We start from the raw sequence: 18,533 nt of genomic DNA on the forward strand, positions 1-18,533 counted from the left end.
AGTCAGTCGGTCTTTCGTCGGAAGAGACGGGAGAACGGGTGGGACGGCCGGAACGGCTCCGGAAGGCTCCGGAACGCCGGCTCCGGTGGGCGTCAGTACGCCGGCGCCGGAACGATCCCCTCGATCTCCACCAACAGGTCGTCCCGGCAGATGTCCACGTTCAGGAAGACCACGTGCGTCTGCGGCGGGAAGCCGCCCGCGCACGCCTCGCGTACGGCCGGCAGGTGCTCCTCGTGCCGCACGTACGCCTTGACCCAGCGCAGGTCCTTGAGGTCGTGACCGCCCTCCAGGCCGCCGTTCGCCAGATTGCCGGAGCTCACCAGGTGCGCGATGTTCTCCAGGGACAGCTCGCACTGGGCAACGATGTCACCCGCGTGCAGCGTCTCGTGCCCCGTGATGCTCGCGGTGCCGGAGACATAGACCGCGCCACGCGTCTCGTCGCCGCCCGCGGTGACGAGCCTGGTCGCCCGCGCGAAGCTCGGCGACTTGGGGCCGTACTGCGGCGGGTACTCGAACGCGGGGACCTGGCGGCGGTTCTCGATGTTCTGCGTCGCCCCTGTGCGGGAGGCGAGGAAGAAGAAGGAGACGCCGCCGCTGCGGGACCCGATTCCGGTGGCCGCCGGCATGCAGTGGACACGGTCGGGCTTGGCCTCGAAGGCCTCGGCGCGGCCGAAGCAGAAGTCCCGGTAGATCTCCAGGCCTTCGGCGTTGTCCTCGTTGATCCCGCCGATGAAGTTCCACATCCGGAACACATGGCGGTAGTCCAGCCGGTCCATCAGCTCGAACGCGGCCTCGTAGGCCTCCCGGGTCTGCTCCCGGTACGTTCCGCTCTCGGGGATGCGGCCCGCGCAGAACAGATACTCGCCGTCGTGTGCGTAGACGAGTCCGCGGTGCTCGCCGCTCTGCGCGGGAGCGTCCGTCGTCCATATCTCCGTGAAGTGGTCGAACCCTGGTGAGGCCATGTGCAGGCCCAGCTCAGGTGCCCCGTCGCGTACGGCGGGAGCGGTGGACGCGTCGCCGAACACGACACGGCCGAGGATGTGTCTGCCCCCGGGGGGACCGGCCTGCTCGTTCTCGTACTGGAACATGCAGTCGATCTGATTGTTCGTCATTGTGCTCTTCTCGACGCCGGCCGCGGGGGTCTTCCCGCGAGGCCGGACATGGTCAGGGTGGTGCACCGGACCGACGACACCTGGTCGTTGCGCTGCCCTCGTGGGGCGATGCGCACGGTGGAAGGTCCGGGAACATGTGGGGAGTGCGGGTGAGCGGGCGGTCTGTTCCCGCTCACCCGTCGCTGGTGGTGCGGCCGTACGCCGTCCTTACGGAGCGAGCTCCTCGAAGGCGCTCAGCGCACCGGCCACGGCTTCGGGTCCGGCAGGCAGCAGCGGCAGCCGGAGCCCGGCCGAGGGGATACGGCCCTGGGCGTGGAGCACACCCTTGATGACCGCGGGGTTCGGCTCGGTGAACAGTGCGGCGGAGAGCCGCGAGAGCCGGTGGCCGAGTGCCGCGGCCGTGACCGCGTCACCCGAGTGCCAGGCCCTGACCAGCTCGGCGAAGGAGCCGACGGCCAGGTGGGCCGAGGCCAGGATGCCGCCGTGGGCGCCCATGGCCAGCAGGGGGGAGAAGAAGGCGTCGTCTCCCGCCATCACGGCGAAGTCGTCCGGCAGGTCGGCCATCAGCTCCACCGTCTCGCCGGTGATCCCGCCCGTCGCGTACTTCACCCCCGCGATTCCGGGCAGTCGGCCCAGGAGGCGCAGTGCGGACGCGCTGAGGTCCTGTCCCGTGCGGTACGGGATGTGGTAGATCACGATCGGGACGGGGGAGGCGGCCGCCAGCTCCGTGAAGTGCGCGATCACGCCCGCTTCGGAGGGGCGCGTGAAGTACGGCACGAGCGTCAGCGCGGCGACCGCCTCGGGCACCGCCTTGAGGGCGACGAGCGCCTCCACGCTGGCCGCGGTGTCGTTGCTGCCGGCCCCGATCATGAGGGGTGCGCCGTGCTCGCGGCAGACCCCGGCGACCACGTCGACGATGCGCGCCTTCTCGCCGGCGGTCAGGGTCGCCACCTCGGCGGTCGTCCCGAGCGCCACGAGACCGGCTGCCCCGCCGGCGAGGAGTTCGTGCGCCAGTGTTTCCAGTGACGTCACATCAACTTCACCTGAACCGGTGAACGGTGTGATGAGCGGGACGTGAACCCCGCTCGAAAGCTTGCTTCTTCCCATGGATTTGATCTTTGCCCGACTTCCCCGACGCGTCCATCAGTCATTCCTGACGTGCGCCGTAAGCTGGGCTGATGCTCAACCTGCACCAACTTCGTCTCCTGCGTGAGCTCGCCCATAGAGGGACGATCGCCGCGGTTGCCGACGTACTCGCCTACACCCCCTCGGCCGTTTCGCAGCAGCTTTCGGCGCTGGAACGGAAGACGGGCGTGAGCCTTCTCGAGCGGACCGGCCGTCGTGTGGTCCTCACCCCCGCCGGGGTGAATCTGGTCCGCCACGCCGAGGTGATCCTGGAGCACCTGGAAGCGGCCGAGGCCGAACTGATGGAGAGCAAGGGGGTGGCCGGCCCGCTCCGCGTGGGCATCTACCCGTCGGCCGCCGGCTCCCTGTCCGGCAGCATCTTCACGGCCCTGCGCAGGTCCCATCCCCGGCTGGAACTGTGGGTTCAGGAGATCGATCCCTCCGACGCCTCCAACGCCCTGCGCGGAGGCCAGCTGGACCTGGCGCTGCTCCACTCCTACGAGGGGCTGCTGCCTCCGGTGGAGCCGGGCGTCCACAGCACACCGATCTTCGCGGAGCGCATGCTCCTGGCCGCCCCGGCCGATCCGTCGGCGCTCGGCTGGACGGTCCACGAGACGGACGATCCGGTACGCAAGTGGCAGGACGTGCCGTGGATCCTGCCCGCACCGGGGACCCTGTGCCACACCGTGGTGACGAGGCTGTGCGAGACCAACGGCTTCCACGTCTCCTCGTGGCACCGCGTGGACGACTACCACACCACCCTGGGGCTGGTCGCCGCGGGAGCGGGCGTGGCCATAGTGCCCGAGCTGAGCGCGCAGGTCGTGCCCCCGGGCGCGACGGTGACGCCGCTTCCGCTGCTGCGGCGCAGCTCGGTCGCCTTCCGTGTCGGCGGGTCGGCCAAGCCCGCCATCAGCGCCTTCATCGAGGCCCTCCGCGAAGCACTGCCCGAGGGGCTGGCGACGGCGGACGTGTGAGGCCGCGCCGGCGTCCGCCGGGCCGGGTACCGGACCTCGTCCCCGTTACGGCTCCGAGGGCCCGGCCGGTGTCCGCAGGGCGCGGGTCAGGACTTCGAGAGCGGCGCCGCCCACGGGCGCCGTTCCGGTCAGCGTGCCGACCAGGGCCTGGGCGAGGACGGTCGCCTCGCCGATCCGCGCGTCCTCCCGCTCGTCGCCGGTGACCTTCCCGATGACGGCGTCGCGCACCGACCGCGAGATGTCCGGGCTCTCGAACAGGGCGGGGAAGGACAGCGCCATCATGCACACGCCCACATTGGCGGAGAGGATCGACTGACCCGCGAGTTCCGGGGCCGTCCGCAGGCGTCCGGCGTCGCGGCAGCGTTCCACGGCCGTCAGGAGGATGGCCTGCGCCTCCTTGATGGCCCCCGGCTTGGCCTCGCCCGTGGGTGTGAACATCAGGCGGTAGAGGTACGGATTGCGCAGCGCGAACGCGACGTGGCTGTCCCAGGCCGTGCGCAGGTCCGCCACCGGGTCCTCGGTGAGCGGATTCCGCCGCTTCTCGGCGAGGAAGCGCTCGAAGCCGATGTCGGCCACCGCCGTGAGCAGCCCCTGCTTGTCGCCGAACTGCCGGTAGATCTCGGGCATGCCGACCTTCGCCCGGTCGCAGATGGCCCGGGTCGAGATCGCCAGTGCGTCCTTGGTGGCGAGCAGTTCCTCGGTGGCTTCCAGGATGCGCTCTCGTGCCGTCGACATGACGCTCACGATATCAGCGCTAACACCGCGGACCAGGGCGAATCCCATGAGGGAGTCCCGTCGGTAGGGGCTTCGAACCACTCTCCTTGTTATCAATGATTACGAGCTGTGTTAGCGTCGTAAACACGGAAGCGGCGACGAGGGCGAGAAGGGCCTCGCGCGCCGGACGGCGTTCCGTCACGCGCCGCTTCCCCCAGCGCTCCCCGCGAAAGGAACCGCCATGACCGCCTCCACCACCCTCCGTGATGTGATCGGCCTTCCCCAGGAGCTGCCGCGTCTGAGCGACTCGGCCCTGATCATGATCGACTTCCAGAACACCTACCGCACCGGCGTCATGCGGCTCGACGGGGCCGAGGAGGCCCTGGCCGCCGGTGCGCGCCTGCTCGCCGCGGCCCGTGCCGCGGGCACCCCCGTCGTCCATGTCGTCAACGACGGCGGCGAGGGCACCCCGTACGACATCCGGGCCGAGATCGGCGCGATCAGCGACGAAGTCGCCCCGGTCGAGGGCGAGAAGGTCGTCGTCAAGCAGTTCCCCGACGCCTTCCACGCCACCGGTCTCGAAGAGACCCTGAAGGGCCTCGGCGTCACCGGGGACCTGGTCGTCGCCGGGTTCATGACGCACATGTGCGTCCTCTTCACCGCGCAGGGCGCCTTCAATCACGGCTACCGCCCGACCGTGGTCGCCGAGGCCACCGCGACCCGCCCCCTCCGGGCCCCGGACGGCACCGTCCTGCCCTCGGAGGCGCTGCAGGCGGCGAGCCTGACGACGGTCGCCGACCTGTTCGGCACCGTGGCCCGTACGGTCGACGCACTCCTCGCTCCGGCACCGGCGGCGACCCCGGCCGGCTGACCTCCCCGCGCCGGCCGGCCGGGTCCGAGGCCCCGGGCCGGCCGGGTCCGCGGCCGCGCGGCACCGCGTGGTCTCCCGGCCCGGCGCGGTCTCCCGTGTCGCACGGTCTCCCGGCCCGGTGCGGTCTCCCCACCCCGTGAGGGCTCCCGTTCCGCACGGCCTCCCCGCCCCGTGACACCGGGAGTTCACCCGAGGTGTGCCGGAACACCGCCTCCTGATCCGTTGCGGGTCGCCCGCCTCGGCGGTAATGGCGGTCGGCCCGTGGCGCGTCACCCGGGCGTTCCCGACTCCGTACGCCCCCAGGAGGACGTGTGGCCCCCGCCGCCGAGACCGTGCTCGACGAGGTCGACGGCGAGGAGGGGGCGGGCGGCTCACCGGCCGGGACCGGCTTCCCGAGGCGCGTCCTGTGCTCCCCGGCCGTCGCCGGTCCGCTCGCCGCCGCCCTCCTCACCGGCGTACTCCTCTGCCTCGCGACCCGGTTCTCCCGCAGTTATCCCTTCGGGCCGGTGACCAGGAACATCGTCGACCTGGGCCAGCAGTACCTGCCGTTCCACGCCTACTGGCGCTCGTTCCTCCTCGGCGAGACCCACGGGGACGCCTTCCTCAACTGGAACTCCGGCTTCGGCTCCAACTTCCTCGGCGACATCGGCACCTATCTGAGCAGCCCCGTCGACCTGCTCGTGGTGCTCTTCCCGGCGGACCGGATCGAGCTCGCCCTGTACGTCGTCACCGCCGTCAAGATCGCCGCGGCCGGTGCGGCGGCGGCGCTGCTCCTCCTGCGGCTGCGCCCCGGCCCCTGGCCGGTCGCCGCCGTGCTCGGCACGGCGTACGCCCTCTCCGGCTGGACCTTCAACGTCGGCGCCCCGGTGCCGATGTGGCTCGACGGGCTCGTCGCCTTCCCGCTGCTCTGCCTGGTCGGGGAGTGGGCCCTCGCCGGGCGCCGCCCCGTCCTCGGGCCCCTCGTCGTCGCCCTGGCCTGGACCGCCAACTTCTACACGGCCTACATGGCCACCGTCGGCGCCGCCGTGGTCCTCGTCGTGCGGCTCCTCACCGCCGAGGAGACGGCCGGTGCCCGCCGGCGCCTCGCCGGAGCGCTGCGCGCCGCACGGAGCGTGCTCATCGGCATCGGCCTGGCCGCACCACTGGTCGTGGTCGTCTTCCTGGCCACCCGGGTCGCCGATCCCACCCCCGTGACCATGTTCGCGCCCGCCGCCTGGACGGACGTCCTCGCCCGGTTCCTGCCCGCCACGGCGAGCCTGGCCAGCCCCGCCCTCTTCATCGGCACGCCCGCGCTCGCCCTGGCCCTCACCCTGCCGTTCAACCGGGCCGTCGCCCCGCGGGTCCGGGCCGGCTGGTCGGCGGCGATCGTCCTGGTGACGCTCTCCCTCCAGTGGGAGCCGACCCATCTGCTCTGGCACGCGGGAGCCTCGCCCAACGGCATTCCGTACCGTCAGACCTTCGTCCTGTGTGGGCTGTTGATCGTCGCCGCGTGGTTCTCGGCCGCGCCGGGCGTGCCCCGTCCGGCGGCGCTCCTCGAGGGCGGCGCGCTGCTCGGGATCCTGGCGTTCACGGCCGGGGGCAGCGCCGACGTCGACGGCTGGACGTACCCGGCGTTCGGCGTGGCCCTGGTCCTGGCGCTCGCCGCCGCCCTCCTCGCCCTCCTGGGCGACCGGGGGAGCCCTCCGGACGAGCGGGCGGGCACGGCGTCCGACGCGTCCGCCGACCGAGTCCGCGCACGGTCCGCCCCACGCGTGCTCCCTGCCGAGGTCCCGCCCGCCGCGCGCGCGTGGCCCACCGCCATCCGGCCCGCCGCGCGTGTCCTCCCCGTTCTGGCCGTCGTCCTGCTCGTCGCCGCGCAGGCCGGTGAGGCGGTCGTCACCGGGAAGCGGATCGAGGAACAGCAGCGCGCCGAGGTCGCCTGGTCCCCCCGGATCGGTCCCTGGCACGAGGCCGTGGCCGAGGAGGCCGCCCGCGCGGACTCCTGGCCCCGGCACCGTACGGACCCCGGAGAGGTCCCCGGCGGCAACGACGTCCTGCTCGTCGGCGGACAGGGCCCCGAGTACTACAGCAGCCTCACCGCCGAGGTCACCTCCCGCACCCTGGATTCGCTGGGCTTCGGCCACTACGCCAAGGGCCGCCACCCGGTCACCCTCGACAACCCGGTGACGGACGCCCTCTTCTCCATCGGCACCCGGATCCGCTCGCATCCCACCGGGCCGGTGCGACAGGACGCCCTGCCGCGTGCCACTGTCACCGTCACCACCACGCCCGTACCGCCGCTGGTCACCGTCCGGCCGCCGAACCGGCCGGCCACGCGTCCCGGGGACTCCGCCTTCGCCCGGCAGGAACGCCTGCTCGGTGCCGAGGTGTACGAACTGCCGGCCGCCTCCCGTGCCGGACGCACCCTCGCCGCCCGCTGCCCCGCCGGCTCCCAGGTCTGGTTCTGGGCTCCCGAGTACCGGGGCGGGGCGACCCTCGCGGGGGAGCGGACCGTGGACTTCGAGGGCAAGCCGCCCGCCGTCCGTGCTCCCATGCGCGCCCTCGGCACCGTGCCGGGGACGGGGGAGGTACGGATCGAGCTGAGCCCCGAGGGCAGGACGAGGCTGCCCCGGCAGCCCCTCGGTTGCCTGGTCCGGGACCGGCTCGACGCCGCCGTACGGGAGTTGACCGCGACCGGGGCCACCGAGGTCCGCGCCACCGGACACACCGTCACGGCCGTACTGCCCCCGGGCAGCACGGGGACCGCCGTGCTGGCCGTGCCCCGTGTCTCCGGCTGGCGCTGCGCCGCGGGTGACGCGGAACCGCGCCCCGCGCGGGCCCACCAGGGCCTCGTCGCCGTCCCGCTCGACGGAAGGACGAACACGGTCACCTGCTCCTTCCGGCCCCCGGGCCTGAAGCTCGGCGGCGCGGTGGGGCTGGCCGCCCTCCTCGCGCTGATCGCGACGGCGGCTTTCCGCGGGAGACGACAAGAGTTCACCCGGAGTGCACGCGCGGATCGTTCACCCGGAAAAGTGGAGGGTTAACGTACCCGCCGTAGCGCTGTTTGACTGTTCGATTCAGTGTGGGGATTCCGAGTGCCGAAACTGTCCGTCGTCGTACCGTTCCACAATGTCGGTGCGTACGCGCCCGACACCCTGCGCAGTCTCGCGAACAACGCGGATCCGGAATTCGAATTCCTGCTGATCGACGACTGCTCGACGGACGACACCCCGGAGATCCTCGACCGCTGGCGCGACCGCCTCCCGAACGCCACCGTCGTCCGGCACGAGACGAATCGCGGTGTCGCGCAGGCGCGCAACACGGGAATCGACCTGGCACGCGGGGAGTACCTCACCTTCCTCGACGGCGACGACTGGTACGCGCCCGGACACCTCGAAGCCACCGTGGCCGGGATCGACCGACTGGGCTGCGATTTCGCCCGTACCGACCACGTCCTTTCGGAAGGCCGGAAGCGGAACATCCGTTATGCCCCGGCGAAACGCCGCGACACCGTGATGGACCCCCGGGACGGAATCTCGCCCGCCTCCATGGTGACCATGGTGGACTATCCGTTCGTCCCCTTCGGGATCTACAGTGCCCGCCTCTTCGAGAACGGCGCCTCGCGATTCGAGACCTCGCTGCGAACGGCCGAGGACCGCCTCTGGATCTGGCGACTCCATCTCAAGGCCCGTACGTTCGCGGCGCTTTCCGTGCACGGTGTGTTCTACCGGCGAGGCGTCACCACCTCGCTCACCCAGATCACCGACAACCGGCAGCTGGACTTCATCCCGTCGTACGACCTCCTGCTCGACGACGTGTCCAGGGACGCGGAGGCGGACCGGTTCCTCCCGAAGGCGGTCCGCACCTACTGCGCGATGATCGCCTTCCACATGGGCAAGGCCGACAGCTACGAGCCCGCCGTCGCCAAGCGGCTCCGCGCGGACGTCGGTGACGCGCTGCACCGAATGCCGCAGCACGTCCTCGACGAGACCCTGGCCACCATGGACACCCCCCGCAGCACCCTCCTCCGGAGCCTGCGCGACACCGTAAGGACCGCCTGACCCATGGCCCCCGCCCGCGACACGGCCCCGGCCCCCGACGGCCGCCCGGTCCAGATCTTCCAGGTGTCCACCCTCTACGGCGCCGCCACCCTCGCGGCCTCGCTGGACGCCGGACAGTTCGGACCCCGCGAGGACACCCGCAGGCTCCTGCTGATCTCGCGCAACGCCGAGATCCCGGAGACCGCGCTCCGCCTGGAGGCCATGACCGGCTACGGGCGGATCGCCGCACGCTTCGACGGCACCCTCGACTGGAACGAGACGATCCACCCGTACCACCCCGCCGTCTGGGCCCCCCGTCCCGAAGAGGCACCGCTCTGGCAGCGCGTGCTGCGGACCGCGTGGGACCTCGGCACCGCCCCGGTGGAGCTGATCGTCGAATCCATCCAGGTCAACCCCGCCAAGGCACTGGCCGGCGCCTTCCCCGAGAGCTCCGTCCACGTCTACGCGGACGGCCTGATGAGCTACGGCCCCACCCGCTCCGACCTCGCGCAGTCGATCGCCTGCCGTATCCGCCGGGTCCTCCACCTCGACCTGGTGCCGGGCCTGCGGCCCCTCCTCCTGAGCGAGTACGGGGTCGAACCCGAGCTCGTCCCCGACAGCGCCTTCCGCGCGGTCCTCGCCGAGATCGCCGAGGAGGCGGCCGACGACCCGGACATCATCCGGGCCGCCGCCGCCGAGCCCACGGCCCTGCTCCTCGGCCAGTACCTCGCCGCCCTCTCCCTGCTGACCGCCGAGGAGGAGGAGGACCTGCACGTACGCATGCTGCGCGGGGCGGTGGCGGCGGGCCACCGCTCGGTGGTCTTCAAACCGCACCCGACCGCGCCCCCCAGCTACTCCCGGGTCCTGCACGAGGAGGCGGAACGGGCCGGCGTCCGGCTCACCCTCCTCGACGGACCGCTGCTCGCCGAGACCTTCTACGAGCGGTGCAGGCCACGGCTGGTCGTCGGCTGCTTCTCGACGGCGATGCTCACCGCCGCCGTCCACTACGGCGTCCCCGTCGCGCGCGTGGGCACCGCCGAGGTCCTCGAACGGCTCACCCCCTTCGAGAACAGCAACCGCGTCCCGCTCACCGTCGTCGACCATCTGATCGCGGACCTGGAGCAGGGCGAGGAGCCCGCGGTCCCCGGCGCGGCACCGGATTCGCTCACGCCGCTGGTCCGCGCCGTCGGCTACTGCATGCGGCACAAGAGCCACCCGGGGATGCGGGAGGAGGCGGCCCGCTATCTGGCCGCCCACCACGCCGATCCCGCCGTCGCGCACCACTTCTCCGTGGAGCGGCTGACCCGTCTCGGTCTGCCGGGCGGAGCCGCGAACCCGGCGCGGAGCGGCACCTCGTCGCTGCTCCGCCGGGGCCTCGTCCGGTCACGGTCGCGGTCGCGGTCACGAAGGATCTGACCGGGCCCCGCCGTCGGAGTCCGTACGGTCCGCCGTCAGCGTCCGTACGGCCCCGCCGTCGGGTTCGTGCAGTCCCGCCGTCAGCGTTCGTACGGCCCCGCCTTCAACGCTCCGTACGGCCCCGGCTCACGCGTCGGTGGACCTGACGAGGGTGAACACCGCGCCCTCCGGGTCCGCCACCACGGCGAGCCGCCCCGCCGTCGCGTTGCGCGGCGGGCGCAGCACGTGCCCGCCGAGCCGCTGGACGAGCCGGGTGGCCGCGTCCGTGTCGGCGACCTCGAAGTACGTCATCCAGTGCGGGCCCCGGTCCCGGGGCAGCGAGGTGCCGACACCGTGCAGGGAGGCCACCGGGAGCCCCTCCACATGGAGCGTGGCGTAGTCGTGGTCGGCGGACACGACCGGCTCCACCTCGTAGCCGAAGACCGTCCGGTAGAACTTGCCGACCGAGGACGTCTCGTAGGTGAGGAGCTCGTTCCACACCGGGGTCCCGGGCGGTCCCGCCGTCGCCGTGCCGTGGTGCGCCTCCGCCTGCCAGATGCCGAAGACCGCGCCCACCGGATCGGAGCAGACCGCCATCCGGCCCGCCTCGCCCGCGTCCAGCGGGCCCACGGCCACGGTGCCGCCGCAGCAGCGGATGGTCTCGGCCGTCTCGTCGGCGTCGTCGGTGGCCAGATACGGGGTCCAGGCGATCGGCAGATGCCGGTCCGGCGGCAGCTGACCGATGCCGGCCACCTCCTTGCCGTCCAGCAGGGCGCGCACATACGGACCGAGATGCTGCGGACCGGGCTCGAACTCCCAGTCGAAGAGTGCGTTGTAGAACTCCTGATGGGCGTCAAGCCCGTGCACCATCAAGCTCACCCAGCAGGGCGTGCCGGGTGTGCGCCGAGTCGCCTCGGTCATCGTGACTCTCTCCTCGGACCGTCGTCGTGCCCGTTCCCCCTGTCCGATGGTGTCACCGACGGGGCCGCGGCGCGCCCCGGTCGCACCAACGAGTGACGCGAGCGCACGGCGTCGACGCGGGGCGGGCGCCGGGATCGGCCCCCGCGGCCGTGCGGCTGCGCGAGGATGGCACCCATGAAGCCCATCATCTCCGCAAGCGAACTGCTGAGCGAGTCGGCCGGGGCCCGGCCGCCGGTTCTCCTGGACGTCCGCTGGACGCTGGGCGGGCCGCCCGGGCGGCCCGCGTACGAGGCCGGGCACCTCCCCGGCGCGGTCTACGTCGACCTGGACACGGAGCTCGCGGGCCCGCCCGGCGGTGGCGGCCGGCACCCGCTGCCCGACCCGGAGGCCTTCGGGGCCGCGATGCGCCGGGCGGGCGTCTCGGCGGACACCCCGGTCGTGGTCTACGACGGCGGCCTCGGCTGGGCCGCGGCCCGCGCCTGGTGGCTGCTCCGCTGGGCGGGCCACCAGGACGTCCGCGTCCTGGACGGGGGTCTCACCGCCTGGCCGGGGGAGCTGACCGAGAAGGCCCCGACGCCGGAGCCGGGAGACTTCCGGCCGGAGCCGGGCGCGCTCGGGCTGCTCGACGCGGACGAGGCGGCGGCCTTCGCACGCTCGGGGCTGCTCCTGGACGCGCGGGCGGCCGAGCGCTACCGCGGGGACGTGGAGCCGATCGACCGGGTCGGCGGGCACATCCCGGGCGCGGTCTCGGCCCCGACGACCGAGAACGTCGACGGGGAGGGGCGCTTCCTCGCCGCCGACACCCTGCGGGACCGCTTCGCCGGTCTCGGCGCGGCCGGGGGGACCCCGGTGGCGGTCTACTGCGGCTCCGGTGTCTCCGGCGCCCATGAGGTGCTCGCCCTGGAGATCGCCGGTGTCCCGGCGGCGCTCTACGCGGGCTCCTGGTCGGAGTGGTCCTCCGATCCCACCCGCCCGGTGGCGACGGGCCCGGACCCGCAGTAGCGGGGACGGGGCGGCCGACCGTACGGGAAAGGGGCCCGCGCCGACCGGGCGGGGCCCCTTCTCGTACGTACGGTCACGGCTCGTCGCCGTCAGTCCTGCTTCTTCCTCCGTGTGCCGAAGACGATCTCGTCCCAGCTCGGCACCGCCGCACGACGGCCCGGACGGACGCCGTCCGCCTCGGCCTGGCGGTCCGTGGTGCCGGTGAGCCGGTCCCGGTGGCCCGAGACCGCGCGGGGCATCAGGACGTCGGCGTACGCGGAACCGGCGCCGGCCGACGCGGCGGGAGCCGGCGGCTCCTCCGCCTCCGCCTCCTCCAGGGGCTCCGACGAGTCCGGCTGCTCGGGCACGACCATGTCGCCGCGGAAGCTCGGCACGGCCTCCAGAAGGCTCGTCAGGGAGTCCCGCTCCTCCTCCGGCTCGGCCGGCGCGGACGCCCGCTCCAGCTGGCGGTGGTCGAGCTGACGGTCCAGGGCGCGGTCGAGCGGCCTGTCCCGGGGCAGCCTGGCGATGCGCGGCACGAACGGGAAGCTCGGCTCCGGCGCGGCGGCGATCGTGTCGTCCGTCTCGCCGATCAGCGCGCGGGCCTCGTCGTCCACGGCCTGGACGAGCCGCCGCGGCGGGTCGTACGTCCAGCTGGCCGTGTGGACCTCGCCCGCGACGCGGTAGACGAGCAGCACCTCCCAGGTGCCGTCGTCACGCCGCCAGGAGTCCCACTGGACGGTGTCCTTCTCGGCGCCGCGCAGCAGCAGCCGCTCCTGCACCGCCTCGCCGAGCTGGGGGCCGCTGTTCTCGCCGGGCCTGCGGACCGGGGTCTTGCGGGCCCGCTCCGCCATGAAGGCGCGCTCGGCGAGCACGGGGCCCTCGAAGCGGCGTACGCGGTCGACGGGGATGCCGGCGAGCTGGGCGACCTCCTCGGCGGAGGCACCGGCCCTTATACGGGCCTGGATGTCGCGGGGGCGGAGGTGGCTCTCCACCTCGATCTCGATCTGGCCGAGGCGCGCGCGGTCGTTGCGCACGGCGGCGCGGAGCCGCTCGTCGATCGGAAGTGTGTACTCCGTGCTGTCAGCAGCCTTCAGCACCAGTCGTGTGCCGTCGTTGGAGACGGCCACGACACGCAGTTCGGGCATGGGGACCTCCCGGGTGGTGCCTGCCGACGTCACGTGCGTCGCTGCTTCCGCTAGTCGAGTGTGGCCTGCCCGGGTGCAGCCTGCCACTACCTTGCCGAGTTGCCCGGCGTGTCGGGCGTGGACCCTGGAACGCCGTTATGACACGGTTACCGGTTTGCTACCCGGAGTGACCGGTCGTCACTCCTTGCAGTCGGTTTCCGTGCGATGCCGAGGCGCCGCCGGTTCGAGCGCCGTCTCCGGCTCCCTCCCCTTGATCGCGGGCACCCGTGAAGGCGTCCGGACCCAGGGTTCGCCAATGTACTCCATTCGGGCCACCTGGGTGGACCGGCGCGCCGCCCAACTTCTCGGGCGGTACGGGAGTTGAGTGTCCGCGATCTTCCCCCGTACGTGTCGCTCTTCACAGAACCAGCAGAAACGGAACTATTCGCTTCCCCCATATGTCCCTTCTGGGTGCAAGGCGAACGGATGAGCCTCCAGGGGCTGGAGCAGGGGTTGGAGATGCGCCACAGGCCGGAAACCGACAGGGACGAGCCGGAGGAGGGGGAGGGCGGGAAGCGAAGGATCGACCTGAGCGTGGCTCAGGTCTCGGGCAGCGCCCTGGCCGCGGTCATCGCCGCCAAACTCGCCTCCACCCTCGGCGTGTACGGCACGATCCTGGGCGCCGGTGTGATCAGTGTCATCGCCACCTGCGGCGGCCCGCTCTTCCAGCACCTCTTCCGGCGCACCGGTGAACAGGTGCGCGACGTGACCGTCGCCGCCAAGCCGAAGGCCCGTCAGGTGCCGCTCGCCCCCGGGCCCCGGGACGACCGCACCCTGATGCTCGGCACGCTCCGGGCACCCGCCACCGTCGAGGAGTACGACGGCGAGTACGGCGAGGAGTTCGGCGCGGCGACCACCCACGGCACCCGGGTCCGCGGCTGGAAGCGTCCCGCGATCGCGGCGGCCCTGGTCTTCGGCGTCACGATGGGCGGCATCACCACCTACGAACTGGTTTCGGGGCAGGACTTCAGCGGCAAGCAGGGGACCACCACGTTCGGCTCCGTCGTCCGGGGCGGCGGAAGTCCGGCCCGGGACACGCCGCCGGCCGACGAGAAGGACTCCGCGCCCGCGCCCTCCGGGTCCGCCGACGGCACCGGGCGTCCGGCGGACGGCACCGCCGGCCCGGTGTCCTCGCCGCCCGGCGGGACCCCGACACCGGGCGGCGAGGACACCGGGCGGAACGGCACCGCCACCCCCTCGCCCGAGCCGACCCCCTCCGACTCCACCGGCGGCGAGCCGACGCCCACCCCGACGCCGACCGGGCCGACGACGGAACCGACCGCCCCGACCCAGGACCCGACCACCGGGACGGGCGGGCCGCGGACGCCGTCGGCCCCGGCCCCGGCCGAGGCCGGGAACGGGGCCGACGCGGTCGCCGGGTGACCGTCAGTCGCCCAGGACGCGGCGCAGGTAGTCGTTGGCGAAGAGCCGGTCGGGGTCGAGCCGGTCGCGCAGCGCAGTGAACTCGGCGAAGCGCGGGTAGACCTCGGAAAAGTAGCCGGCGTCACGGGTGTGGACCTTGCCCCAGTGGGGGCGGCCCCCGTGCGCCGTCATGATGCGCTCCACCGCGGTGAAGTACGCGCGGTGGGGAGTTCCCTTGTACAGGTGGACGGCGATGTACGCGGTCTCCCGCCCGGAGGCCGTGGACAGCGCGATGTCGTCCGCCGGGGCCGTCCGCACCTCCACCGGGAAGCTCACCTTGAGCGGCGAGCGCTCCACCATCGCCTTGACCTCGCGCAGCGCCGCGACCGCCGCCTCACGCGGAAGCGCGTACTCCATCTCCAGGAAGCGCACCCGGCGCGGCGAGGTGAAGACCTTGTAGGGGATGTCGGTGTACGTACGGGCCGACAGGGCCCGGCTGGAGAGCTTGGCGATCGAGGGGATGGCCGGCGGCACCGCGCGGCCCAGCGAGCAGGCCACCTGGAACAGCCCGTTGGAGAGGAGCTCGTCCTCGATCCAGCCGCTGACCCGTCCGGGAGGAGCGGCGGGGCCCGCACTGCGGTTGTTGCGCTTGGTGTTGCAGTTGTCCGTGTGGGGGAACCAGTAGAACTCGAAGTGCTCGTTCTCCGCGTGCAGCGCGTCGAACTCCGAGGCGACCCGGTCGAAGGTCATGGGCTCCTCCCGCGCGGTGAGCAGGAACACCGGCTCCACGGCGAAGGTGATCGCGGTGACCACCCCGAGGGCGCCGAGCCCGATCCGGGCGGCCGCGAAGACCTCCGGATTCTCCTTCTCCGAACAGGTGAGCAGTTCGCCCGAGGCCGTCACCAGCTCCAGCTCGCGGATCTGCGCGGCTATCGAGGCCGAGTCGCGGCCCGTGCCGTGCGTGCCGGTGGAGGTCGCCCCGGCGACGGTCTGCTCCATGATGTCGCCCATGTTCGTGAGCGACAGGCCCTCCCGGGCCAGCGCCACGTTGAGCCGCTTGAGCGGGGTGCCCGACTCGACCGTCACGGTCATCGCCTCGCGGTCGATCCGCCGGATCCCGGTCAGCAGCCCCGGCCGGATCAGCACGCCGTCGGTGGCCGCGATCGAGGTGAAGGAATGGCCGGTGCCGACCGTCTTCACCCGCAGCCCGTCCTCGGCCGCCCGGCGCACCGCCTCGGCGAGCTCCTCGGCCGAGGCCGGGCTCACCTCCCGCACGGGGCGGGAGGTGACGTTCCCCGCCCAGTTACGCCACGGGCTGTCCGCCGTCCTGGCGCTCCCCGACCCCGCTGTTGTCGTCCCGCTCACGCTGCCCCTCCCGGTTCGGAGCCGGCCTGCGAAGCCGGCGGTGTCCGAGGAGACCCACCGCGACCGCGAGCGCACCCGAGACGACGGGCACCACGTACCCCGCCTCGGCCCCCGACGCGTCGACCACCCAGCCGGCGGCCGAGGAGCCGAGCGCCACGCCGATCGCGAGCCCGGTACCCGTCCAGGTCATGCCCTCGGTCAGCTTGGTGCGCGGTACGTGCGCTTCGACGAGGGCCATGGTGGTCACCATCGTCGGTGCGATGGACAGGCCCGCGACAAAGAGCGCCACGGCCAGCAACGGCAAGTTCCCGGCCAGTAGGAGGGGGATCATACTCACGGCCATCGCGCACACGCCCAGAAGCCAGCGACGGGACGGCTCGCCCTTGAGGTGGAGCAGCCCGAAGACGGCGCCGGCCAGACAGGATCCCAGCGCGTAGACGGCCAGAACGAGACTGGCGGCGGCCTTGTGTCCCTGCTCCTCGGCGAAGGCCACGGTCACCACGTCGACCGAGCCGAAGATGGCGCCGGTGGCGACGAAGGCGAGGGCCAGGACCTGGAGGCCGGGGGAGCGGAGCGCGGAGACGCTCCGGTCGTCGCCCTGATGGGGATGGGGGACCGGCTCGGTGGCGCGCTGCGAGGTCAGCCAGAAGACACCGATGGTCAGGAACACCCCGGCGAACAGCGGGCCGGCCTCGGGGAACCAGGTGGTCGACAGGCCGATCGAGATGATCGGCCCGAAGATGAAGCACACCTCGTCGACGATCGACTCCCAGGAGTACGCCGTGTGCAGGCGCCGCTCGTCGCCCCGGTAGATCTCGGCCCAGCGGGCCCGCGTCATGGCGCCGACGCTCGGCACGCAGCCGATCACGGCGGTGAAGACGAAGAGCGTCCAGTCCGGGGCCTTCTGCTGCACACAGACGAGGAGCCCGGCGGCCGCCGCGAGCGAGACCAGCGTCACCGGGCGCAGCACCCGCCGCTGCCCGTGCCGGTCGACCAGGCGGGAGACCAGGGGGCCGAGGACGGCGGCGGACATCGCGAGCGTCGCCGAGAGCGCGCCGGCGAGCCCGTAGCGGCCGGTGACCTGCGAGATCATGGTCACGATGCCGATGCCCATCATGGACAGGGGCATGCGGCCGAAGAGCCCGGCGACGGAGAACGCGGTGGTGCCGGGCGCCTTGAAGATCGCGCGGTAGGGACTGGGCAAGGGGCTCTCCGGATCTCCGTGCTTCGGAGCGGGCTCCGCGCGACGACTCAACACGTGTAATTAATAGCTAAAGCCTACGGTGTTGAAGTCGATGGGTCATCCCCAATTCTCGGCCGGACGCCGACGGACGGGCCGCGCCGTTCGGCGCATGCGGCGGGTGGGAGGATCGGTGCCATGTCCGATCAGCACGATCCCGCCCCGTACGACGCCCTGCTGCTGCTCTCGTTCGGCGGCCCCGAGGGCCCGGACGACGTGGTCCCGTTCCTGGAGAACGTGACGCGCGGCCGAGGCATCCCGAAGGAACGGCTCAAGGAAGTGGGGCAGCACTACTTCCTCTTCGGCGGCGTCTCCCCGATCAACGACCAGAACCGCGCGCTCCTCGACGCGCTGCGGACGGATTTCGCGGCGGCCGGCCTGAAGACGCCCGTCCACTGGGGAAACCGGAACTGGGCCCCGTACCTCACCGACACCCTCCGCGAGATGATCACCGACGGCCACCGCCATATCGCCGTCCTCACCACCAGCGCCTACGCCTCCTACTCCGGCTGCCGCCAGTACCGCGAGAACCTCGCCGACGCGCTCGCCACCCTGGAGGCGGAAGGACTGCCGCTGCCCCGGGTCGACAAGCTGCGGCACTACTTCAACCACCCCGGCTTCGTCGAACCGATGATCGAGGGCGTCCTCGCCTCCCTCGCCGAACTCGACCCGGCCGTCCGCGACGGCGCCCACCTCGCCTTCACCACCCACTCCATCCCGGACTCCGCCGCCGACACCTCAGGACCGGTCACCGAGCACGGCGAGGGCGGGGCCTACGTCCGCCAGCACCTCGACGTGGCACGGCTGATCGCCGACGCGGTCCGCGACCGGACCGGGACCGATCACCCGTGGGAACTCGTCTACCAGTCCCGCAGCGGCGCCCCCCACATCCCCTGGCTGGAGCCGGACATCTGCGACCACCTGGAGACACTGCACGGAGCCGGGGCACCCGCCGTCGTCATGGTCCCCATCGGCTTCGTCTCCGACCACATGGAAGTCCTCTACGATCTTGACACCGAGGCCACGGCCAAGGCCGCCGACCTCGGTCTGCCCGTCCGGCGCTCGGCCACCGTCGGCGCCGACCCGCGCTTCGCCGCCGCCGTCCGCGAGCTCCTCCTGGAACGGGCCGCTCACGAGCGGGGCACCCGGGTCGAGCGGTGCGCCCTGGGCGCGCTCGGGCCCTCCCACGACCTGTGCCCGATCGGCTGCTGCCCGGCCAGGGCGGAGCGCCCGGCGGCAGCCGGCGCCGACAGCCCGTACGCGTAAG

The 18,533-nt window shown here is 72.5% G+C and carries 15 protein-coding genes; 8 read left to right on the forward strand and 7 right to left on the reverse strand.

Annotation, left to right across the window (positions count from 1 at the left end):
- Positions 1 to 92 precede the first annotated feature (92 nt).
- Both IE311_RS17005 and IE311_RS17010 read right to left on the reverse strand, forming a co-directional pair.
- Complete coding sequence (locus IE311_RS17005; protein WP_189832529.1) at positions 93 to 1,112, reverse strand: FkbO/Hyg5 family chorismatase; 1,020 nt, start codon at positions 1,110 to 1,112, stop codon at positions 93 to 95.
- Positions 1,113 to 1,319: 207 nt separating this feature from the next.
- Positions 1,320 to 2,219: a 4-hydroxy-tetrahydrodipicolinate synthase family protein gene (locus IE311_RS17010; RefSeq protein ID WP_189832530.1), complete on the reverse strand. Its 900-nt coding sequence runs from the start codon at positions 2,217 to 2,219 to the stop codon at positions 1,320 to 1,322.
- A 71-nt stretch (positions 2,220 to 2,290) separates the two neighbouring features.
- Here IE311_RS17010 and IE311_RS17015 point away from each other — a divergent pair, with 71 nt between their 5' ends.
- Positions 2,291 to 3,211: a LysR family transcriptional regulator gene (locus tag IE311_RS17015; protein WP_189832531.1), complete on the forward strand. Its 921-nt coding sequence runs from the start codon at positions 2,291 to 2,293 to the stop codon at positions 3,209 to 3,211.
- A gap of 45 nt (positions 3,212 to 3,256) precedes the next feature.
- Here the strand turns inward: IE311_RS17015 and IE311_RS17020 are convergent, their stop codons facing one another.
- The gene (locus IE311_RS17020; protein WP_189832532.1) at positions 3,257 to 3,946 is read right to left on the reverse strand and encodes a TetR/AcrR family transcriptional regulator; all 690 of its coding nucleotides are present in this window, start codon (positions 3,944 to 3,946) and stop codon (positions 3,257 to 3,259) included.
- 220 nt (positions 3,947 to 4,166) lie between these two features.
- Between IE311_RS17020 and IE311_RS17025 the strand changes: the two genes are divergently transcribed.
- The 4 genes from IE311_RS17025 (at position 4,167) to IE311_RS17040 (ending at position 10,231) form a co-directional block, all read left to right on the forward strand.
- Entirely contained in the window at positions 4,167 to 4,796 is a 630-nt protein-coding gene (locus IE311_RS17025; protein WP_189832533.1) for an isochorismatase family protein, read from the forward strand.
- A 311-nt stretch (positions 4,797 to 5,107) separates the two neighbouring features.
- A complete protein-coding gene (locus tag IE311_RS37085) occupies positions 5,108 to 7,819 on the forward strand; it encodes a YfhO family protein (RefSeq protein ID WP_189832534.1) in 2,712 nt (903 codons plus the stop codon).
- Positions 7,820 to 7,870: 51 nt separating this feature from the next.
- Complete coding sequence (locus IE311_RS17035) at positions 7,871 to 8,836, forward strand: glycosyltransferase family 2 protein (protein ID WP_189832535.1); 966 nt, start codon at positions 7,871 to 7,873, stop codon at positions 8,834 to 8,836.
- 3 nt (positions 8,837 to 8,839) lie between these two features.
- Positions 8,840 to 10,231: a polysialyltransferase family glycosyltransferase gene (locus IE311_RS17040; RefSeq protein ID WP_189832536.1), complete on the forward strand. Its 1,392-nt coding sequence runs from the start codon at positions 8,840 to 8,842 to the stop codon at positions 10,229 to 10,231.
- A gap of 126 nt (positions 10,232 to 10,357) precedes the next feature.
- Here IE311_RS17040 and IE311_RS17045 read toward each other — a convergent pair whose 3' ends face one another.
- The gene (locus IE311_RS17045) at positions 10,358 to 11,131 is read right to left on the reverse strand and encodes a VOC family protein (protein ID WP_189832537.1); all 774 of its coding nucleotides are present in this window, start codon (positions 11,129 to 11,131) and stop codon (positions 10,358 to 10,360) included.
- Positions 11,132 to 11,305: 174 nt separating this feature from the next.
- Between IE311_RS17045 and IE311_RS17050 the strand changes: the two genes are divergently transcribed.
- The gene (locus IE311_RS17050) at positions 11,306 to 12,133 is read left to right on the forward strand and encodes a sulfurtransferase (RefSeq protein WP_189832538.1); all 828 of its coding nucleotides are present in this window, start codon (positions 11,306 to 11,308) and stop codon (positions 12,131 to 12,133) included.
- Positions 12,134 to 12,222: 89 nt separating this feature from the next.
- Here the strand turns inward: IE311_RS17050 and sepH are convergent, their stop codons facing one another.
- Positions 12,223 to 13,260, reverse strand: a complete 1,038-nt coding sequence (sepH, locus tag IE311_RS17055; protein WP_229901966.1) for a septation protein SepH — start codon at positions 13,258 to 13,260, stop codon at positions 12,223 to 12,225.
- Positions 13,261 to 13,758: 498 nt separating this feature from the next.
- Between sepH and IE311_RS17060 the strand changes: the two genes are divergently transcribed.
- Positions 13,759 to 14,682: a hypothetical protein gene (locus IE311_RS17060; RefSeq protein WP_373313885.1), complete on the forward strand. Its 924-nt coding sequence runs from the start codon at positions 13,759 to 13,761 to the stop codon at positions 14,680 to 14,682.
- A gap of 3 nt (positions 14,683 to 14,685) precedes the next feature.
- Here IE311_RS17060 and IE311_RS17065 read toward each other — a convergent pair whose 3' ends face one another.
- Positions 14,686 to 16,026 carry a D-arabinono-1,4-lactone oxidase gene (locus tag IE311_RS17065; RefSeq protein ID WP_189832540.1) on the reverse strand — a complete coding sequence of 447 codons (1,341 nt, stop codon included), beginning with the start codon at positions 16,024 to 16,026 and terminating at the stop codon, positions 14,686 to 14,688.
- Complete coding sequence (locus tag IE311_RS17070; RefSeq protein ID WP_189832541.1) at positions 15,965 to 17,230, reverse strand: MFS transporter; 1,266 nt, start codon at positions 17,228 to 17,230, stop codon at positions 15,965 to 15,967. The genes IE311_RS17065 and IE311_RS17070 overlap by 62 nt, the downstream gene beginning before the upstream one ends.
- A 174-nt stretch (positions 17,231 to 17,404) precedes the next feature.
- On the opposite strand from IE311_RS17070, the gene IE311_RS17075 reads away from it, so the two are divergent.
- Positions 17,405 to 18,532 carry a ferrochelatase gene (locus tag IE311_RS17075; RefSeq protein WP_189832542.1) on the forward strand — a complete coding sequence of 376 codons (1,128 nt, stop codon included), beginning with the start codon at positions 17,405 to 17,407 and terminating at the stop codon, positions 18,530 to 18,532.
- Position 18,533 lies beyond the last annotated feature (1 nt).

Origin of the sequence: Streptomyces zaomyceticus, assembly GCF_014656215.1 — a bacterium.
In the GTDB taxonomy this organism is placed as follows: domain Bacteria; phylum Actinomycetota; class Actinomycetes; order Streptomycetales; family Streptomycetaceae; genus Streptomyces; species Streptomyces zaomyceticus.

Bases quoted from the DNA above. Each gene is read 5' to 3' on its own strand.
- IE311_RS17005 (WP_189832529.1), bottom strand. From the start codon at position 1,112: ATGACGAACAATCAGATCGACTGCATGTTCCAGTACGAGAACGAGCAG.
- IE311_RS17010 (WP_189832530.1), bottom strand. From the start codon at position 2,219: ATGGGAAGAAGCAAGCTTTCGAGCGGGGTTCACGTCCCGCTCATCACA.
- IE311_RS17015 (WP_189832531.1), top strand. From the start codon at position 2,291: ATGCTCAACCTGCACCAACTTCGTCTCCTGCGTGAGCTCGCCCATAGA.
- IE311_RS17020 (WP_189832532.1), bottom strand. From the start codon at position 3,946: ATGTCGACGGCACGAGAGCGCATCCTGGAAGCCACCGAGGAACTGCTC.
- IE311_RS17025 (WP_189832533.1), top strand. From the start codon at position 4,167: ATGACCGCCTCCACCACCCTCCGTGATGTGATCGGCCTTCCCCAGGAG.
- IE311_RS17040 (WP_189832536.1), top strand. From the start codon at position 8,840: ATGGCCCCCGCCCGCGACACGGCCCCGGCCCCCGACGGCCGCCCGGTC.
- IE311_RS17045 (WP_189832537.1), bottom strand. From the start codon at position 11,131: ATGACCGAGGCGACTCGGCGCACACCCGGCACGCCCTGCTGGGTGAGC.
- IE311_RS17050 (WP_189832538.1), top strand. From the start codon at position 11,306: ATGAAGCCCATCATCTCCGCAAGCGAACTGCTGAGCGAGTCGGCCGGG.
- sepH (WP_229901966.1), bottom strand. From the start codon at position 13,260: ATGCCCGAACTGCGTGTCGTGGCCGTCTCCAACGACGGCACACGACTG.
- IE311_RS17060 (WP_373313885.1), top strand. From the start codon at position 13,759: ATGCGCCACAGGCCGGAAACCGACAGGGACGAGCCGGAGGAGGGGGAG.
- IE311_RS17075 (WP_189832542.1), top strand. From the start codon at position 17,405: ATGTCCGATCAGCACGATCCCGCCCCGTACGACGCCCTGCTGCTGCTC.